Source organism: Acetivibrio sp. (assembly GCF_035371925.1).
GTDB lineage: Bacteria > Bacillota > Clostridia > Acetivibrionales > Acetivibrionaceae > Hungateiclostridium.
Genome location: NZ_DAORXT010000004.1, coordinates 67,395 through 73,394, shown reverse-complemented (window position 1 = coordinate 73,394; position 6,000 = coordinate 67,395). Strand labels below are relative to the sequence as shown.

General features: G+C 38.3%; 4 protein-coding genes. All 4 read right to left on the bottom strand.

The annotated features are described in order from the left end of the window. Positions 1-347: 347 nt before the first annotated feature. Positions 348-1,892: a rhomboid family intramembrane serine protease gene (locus PLH43_RS01385; RefSeq protein WP_324359311.1), complete on the bottom strand. Its 1,545-nt coding sequence runs from the start codon at positions 1,890-1,892 to the stop codon at positions 348-350. 194 nt (positions 1,893-2,086) lie between these two features. After that, the gene (locus tag PLH43_RS01380; protein WP_324359309.1) at positions 2,087-3,826 is read right to left on the bottom strand and encodes a cellulase family glycosylhydrolase; all 1,740 of its coding nucleotides are present in this window, start codon (positions 3,824-3,826) and stop codon (positions 2,087-2,089) included. A gap of 298 nt (positions 3,827-4,124) precedes the next feature. Next, positions 4,125-4,745 carry a regulatory protein RecX gene (locus tag PLH43_RS01375; RefSeq protein WP_324359307.1) on the bottom strand — a complete coding sequence of 207 codons (621 nt, stop codon included), beginning with the start codon at positions 4,743-4,745 and terminating at the stop codon, positions 4,125-4,127. Positions 4,746-4,936: 191 nt separating this feature from the next. Beyond that, the gene (recA, locus tag PLH43_RS01370; RefSeq protein ID WP_324359305.1) at positions 4,937-5,989 is read right to left on the bottom strand and encodes a recombinase RecA; all 1,053 of its coding nucleotides are present in this window, start codon (positions 5,987-5,989) and stop codon (positions 4,937-4,939) included. Positions 5,990-6,000: the final 11 nt, after the last annotated feature.

Genomic DNA, 6,000 nt, shown 5'->3' with positions numbered 1-6,000 from the left:
TTTGAGTCACTTCTTTTTTATCATGTTTGGGCAATTAATTTTACAACTTACCGTTGCAGATTGCATTTGTAAAACCGCCGGCGAAAAGCTCGTCATTAAATAAACTTTCCATTTTTCCCTCCCTTCCGGTGTTTTTAACATTTACAAATTTTATAATTTGCCGCGTTAAAAGCACCAGATAAAAAATAAATTAATTTATATATTTTATTTATATATTCTATTAATTAAATACTCTTTTACATAAATAATCAAATTAATTATATCACATTAATCGTCAAAAGACATAAAATATATTAATATTATCTTGTAACTTGCAATTTAAATTTATTAAAAAATATTACGCAATTTCATTTATTATGATTAATTTCATTCAAAATCCTATCAACTATATTGCTTAAATCACGATCGGCTTCCGATGCCTCTTCCAATTCCTTTACCCCCAGCTCAATATTGCCCGTTTCCAAATATATCTGTCCAAGAAGGAGATGTCCGTTTCCGGGATTGACCTCAATAAGCATCTGAGCATGCTCTATAGCTTCATCATATTTTCCCTGGATGGCTTCTGCGGTGGATAAATTCCACAGAACATTGGCTAATATAGCTTTATTCTTTGCTCCTGCTTCAATTATCTCCTCACCCATCTTTTCAGTCTCACCCCAGTTTCCTTCTTCAAAAAAGCGACTCATTAATTCCAATTTCCCCAGCGACCGGTTCTGACTATTGGTAAATCCGTAACAAAGTGATACTGACAAAACCACAGCCAAAGCCGCCGTATATGCCGCCCTTTTCTTCAAAGACCTCCTCACATTGCGTAGACCGACAGCACCGGAGGCCAAAAATCCGCCTATCAATCCTCCAAAATGTCCGAAGTTATCAATTCTAGGAACTGAGATGCCATAAACAATATTAATTGCAAGAGTTGTCAATATGCTCCTGCCAAAACCCTTTTTTAATAATTCCGGATGCTCAATTCCATAATATATCAGCGTCCCCATCAAACCAAATATTGCCCCCGACGCCCCAACAGACGGTGATATTGAGAAAATGAAGCTCACTATACTGCCCATAAGTCCGGACATAATATACACAAACAAAAACTTGCCTTTTCCCAAAAGTCTTTCAACTGTGTTACCCAAAATATAAAGGGAATAGGAATTTACCAGAAGATGTGTAATACCGTTATGCAAAAAAACCGGGGTTAAAAACCGCCAGTATTCTCCCATCATTATACGAGTATTTTCTTTTGCTCCAAAATCTATTAACAGGCTTGACGCGTCAACTCCTTTGCTTTTAGCATAAACTTCCAAAAGCAACCAGACAACAATATTAACCGCTATGAGGATGTAGGTTATCCATGGCTTTTCATTTCCCAATTCAATTGTATACGTTTTATCTCTTTTATTCTTTAATTCGTTGAAATCAACATTGCCATAATCTTCGTCAAAGCCTTCGCTGAAAAAATATTTGATTTGGCTTTCGATGCCATAGGATACGAGAGGATATTTATAGTACTTGACAACTTCTTTCTTTTCAATATTTACACTCATACAGCACAAGTAATTTCCGTTGATTCCTTTATTATACTCCTCTAAAGCCAAAATCTCCTGTTTTTCCTTAGGCAAATCCGATGAAAAGAATAAAACCTTAAAATAATAGCTGCCAATCTTCTCTTTTTTCAATTGCTCCTGTCTTTCTCTTATCACTTCAAGATCTGCTTTTATTTGCTCGGGTGAAAGCCAATCACCGTTTACAAGCTCTACAGCAACATAACCTTCAGGGCCGTATCTATGAAGCACAGCCCTGTTGTCAGCAACATAAATTTCTCCTCTGTCTTCAAAAGGAATATAATTGCCTCTTTCAATCAATAATCTGCTTATTGTCTTTATAATCAATTCCTTGTTCTCCTTTCATTTGTCTCTCCATTAACCATTATAAATTATTATTTCTTATTTTCCTACTATCTCATGCTCTTATTTGCTTCAATTATTACAGATGCTTAATTATGCAAAAAAACGATGATGATTGAATATACAACCATCATCGCCCTTCTATTCACAGGTTATTGCTGTTATCAATTATTTCTCAATCAAAATCCGCTTATCTCACGAAGAATATATCTCTTTAACAATGAGAAGTCTGTTGAATTGATCTTTCCGTCGTTGTTAAGGTCTGCAACAGAATTGTCTTCGGCCGGTAAAACTTTAATAATTCTAAGAAGATATCTTATCATATATGTTAGATCTATTGAATTGACCTTTCCGTCACCATTAAGGTCTCCCTTTTTATCTTGAGGCAAAGTTGGCTCTTGAGGATTTTGACCTGTAAATATTGTACAAAGTTTTGAAGTCTCTTTCAATCCGTTTGGACCGTTTACAACAGTATTTCCCCACTCTGTCAGGCTTGTTCCCGCCCAGTCATTTGAAAGGTCCAGATATTCGACGCCTCCTCCGTTACCTTTCCATGACCATGCAAGCCAACCTATATTCTTTTCCTGACAATAACTCATAATAGTAGCTTCATCAACATCCCCATCGGTATGCTTCCATCCGAACTCACCGATGCAAAGAGCCAAGCCTTGATTAATAACCCCGTCAATATTACTCTTTACCATGGCGGCATTTCCGCCGGAATATTCATAAAAATGTATTGAGAACATGGTGTTTTTCAGCGGGTCGGATTCAAACACATCCTTTCCGTAATCATGGATTGATTGAGGATACTGTCCCCATCCCGCACAGTCTACCATTATCGTATGAGTAAGCCCGGCATCCCTGATTATAGCGATAGCCTTTTTATAGCCTTCGGCCCATCCTTGACCGTTCCAGCTTCCGTACCATTCATTGGCAATGTTGATAATAACTCGGTCTTCCTTGCCTTTTAAAGCATCTTTTATTTCAACAAAATATCTTGCGGCATCAAGCAGCGGCTGTTCCTGGTCCACTCCAAGGGCGTCATGTACTTCCAATACCGCAATCATTTTATATTGTTCGCAAAGTTCCAATATTCGTCTAACCGAAGATATATCATCCTTTTGCCATTTCGTACCGTTTGAAAGAACTATTCTTACGGTATTGCAGCCTGCCTTTGCTAATGCCGGAATAGTAGTCTCAAGCTCGGTTTTAAACCAAGTGTGGGCATGGTTTACGCCCCTCATAACAAAAGGATATCCGTTTGCGTCAAAAAGGTGTCCGTCCTGTACCTTAAACTGTCCCGGTGCCGAAATAGGTGACGGATTGGGATTGTATGTATTGCCTGAGGCAGGCTCTCCGACGTTCCAGTGTGTAAGGACAATCTTACCCGTTACTTGATTGCCCATAATTTTGACAACGATTTTTTTAACATCATTAATATTTGAAATTGTGGAAATATTCATCCAATTGGTGGCTTCCGTTTTCCATACGGCATCTTTTAGACTCACAGTCACTTCTTTTGTCCTACCTGCTGGTATAGAAACTGTAGGAGATTCATGCCAATACCAGTTCGGTCCGGTACATATCCCCACCCCGATTTGAACTTCTGCAGTATTTGGATTTTTCACCGTAAAGTTTATAGCTTTATAATCTGCCCAGTCCTCGTTTAACGGCACAGCTTTCTCTCCAGCCACGGTAGTTGCTGCTCCTGCTGCATAATCCGAATAATTTATATTCTGAAAACTTACTTCAAGGCCCTCATCTGTTATTTTTACCCCTGTCGTCCCCTTAAAGTCTTTAGGATCCACCCAAGGGTAGCCTCCAAAGGTGCCATTGGCATAAGCAGGTACTTTGCCAACACCAAAAATGCCCATTACAAGTAACATAACACACAATAACGCACAGTTCTTTTTCATTTTCCCCACCCTTTTATAAAGTAATAATTATATAACAGACCTTGCATCGTATGCCATGTAACATTTTTTGCTTATGTTAATATGTGCATGAAGGTCGTTTTAACCGTAAAAAGCATCGAACAAAGCTCGCCTATTAAGCTTTTATGCAATTTATAGTAGCATCTCCGGTTCAATATTATATCATGTTTTTTAAAGAAAATAAAGTGATTTTTAAGATTTGTAATAGTATTTTTTGAAAAATAATTATCCAAGGTCAGAACTACTCAAGGTAAGGAACAATACGCCAAGAAAATTTGATTTAATCAGAATCAACCATCCTGTGCAAAACTCTTTTTACATCTTCAAAATCAAACCCTCTGTGCAGCAAAAAAGAATATATTTTTCTTTGAATTTTGGATTCTTTCATGTCGTATTTGCCAAATTTCTTCCTTATTAACCGCTCTATCGCCACGTCCTCGTCAAAATCCAGCTCCCTTAAAACCTGCTCTGCGATTTCATCGGACACTCCTTTTTGCTTAAGCTCCATCTTCAGCATCTTTTTAGATTTGGGTTTTAGCTTTAACCTGTCATAGACATACTTTTGCGCATATATCAAATCATTTATATATCCCATGGATTTCAACTCGGTTGCAACACTAAAAATAATATCCTCGCCATATCCGTCTTTGCGAAGCTTTTCGGAAAGCTCAGCTTCTGTCATATATTTATAAGACAGATATTTTACAGCCTTGTATTTTGCACTTTTTTGAGTAACATTTTTTTTGATTTCTTCGATTTCGTCACTTGACAACTCTTTTTTGTCATAAAGGCACAATCTAAAATAATCTTCTTCCGGTATTGAAAAAGCATATTCCTCGTCTACAAAGACAGAAAGCATACCCCGGTTCTTCGTATCCTTTTCTACTGAAGTAATTACCATATCTACCACCAACACTCTATCCTGAAAATGACAAAAATACTTCCTTTATTTTAATTATACAATAAAACCGTGCATAAAATCCAGGTGCATATCATATGATATGCACCTTAAGGACATTCACACAGAAAGTTATACTACTTAACATAATGCTGCATTATACTGCCATACCGCTCTAAATAGCAATAAGCAAACTATTCTTCATCTTCCAAATCCACTTCGTCATCATCGGTTTCCACATGAGCATTAATACTCATCAGAAACGCCTGGTTGTAGTTTTCTCTGATTTTTGCTTCCAATTCCTTTAATATTTCAGGGTTCTCTTTCAAGAATTGCTTTGCATTCTCCCTTCCCTGACCAATCTTTTGACCGTTGTAGGAGAACCATGCACCGCTTTTATTTACAATGTCAAGATTTACGGCAACATCCAAGACATTTCCTTCCTTCGAAATACCCTGACCATAAATAATATCAAACTCTGCTTCTTTAAAAGGAGGAGCAACTTTGTTTTTAACAACCTTAACCTTTGTCCTGTTTCCTATTATCTCATTTCCCTGCTTGATGGACTCTGTCCTTCTGACATCAAGCCTTACCGAAGAATAGAATTTTAAAGCTCGTCCTCCCGGCGTGGTTTCAGGATTGCCGAACATAACCCCTACTTTTTCCCTCAATTGGTTTATAAATATTGCTGTGGTCTTTGACTTGTTAATAACACCGGAAAGCTTTCTTAATGCCTGGGACATAAGTCTTGCTTGAAGCCCCACATGGGCATCGCCCATTTCACCGTCTATTTCTGCTTTCGGCACCAAAGCTGCAACCGAGTCGATTACAATAACGTCAATTGCTCCGCTTCTTACAAGGGCCTCCGCAATTTCCAAAGCCTGCTCTCCGGTATCCGGCTGCGAAACAATAAGATTTTCTATGTTGACTCCCAGATTCTTTGCGTACACAGGGTCCAATGCATGCTCGGCATCTATAAATGCCGCTTCACCGCCTGCTTTTTGAGCCTCGGCAATAATGTGCAAAGCAACTGTTGTCTTACCGGATGATTCAGGGCCAAATATTTCAACAATTCTTCCCCTTGGCACTCCCCCGACTCCCAGTGCTATATCAAGACCCAATGCTCCGGTAGGAATGGTCTCTATATTCATATGGGTGTTCTCGCCTAGCTTCATAACCGCCCCTTTACCAAATTGCTTTTCTATCTGTCCCAAAACCATCTCAAGAGCTTTTTTCTTCTCAATCATCCAATCATCCT

What these genes read in the sequence shown, in the direction of transcription:
- recA (WP_324359305.1), bottom strand. Translation starts at nt 5,989, where the DNA reads ATGATTGAGAAGAAAAAAGCTCTTGAGATGGTTTTGGGACAGATAGAA.
- PLH43_RS01375 (WP_324359307.1), bottom strand. Translation starts at nt 4,745, where the DNA reads ATGGTAATTACTTCAGTAGAAAAGGATACGAAGAACCGGGGTATGCTT.
- PLH43_RS01380 (WP_324359309.1), bottom strand. Translation starts at nt 3,826, where the DNA reads ATGAAAAAGAACTGTGCGTTATTGTGTGTTATGTTACTTGTAATGGGC.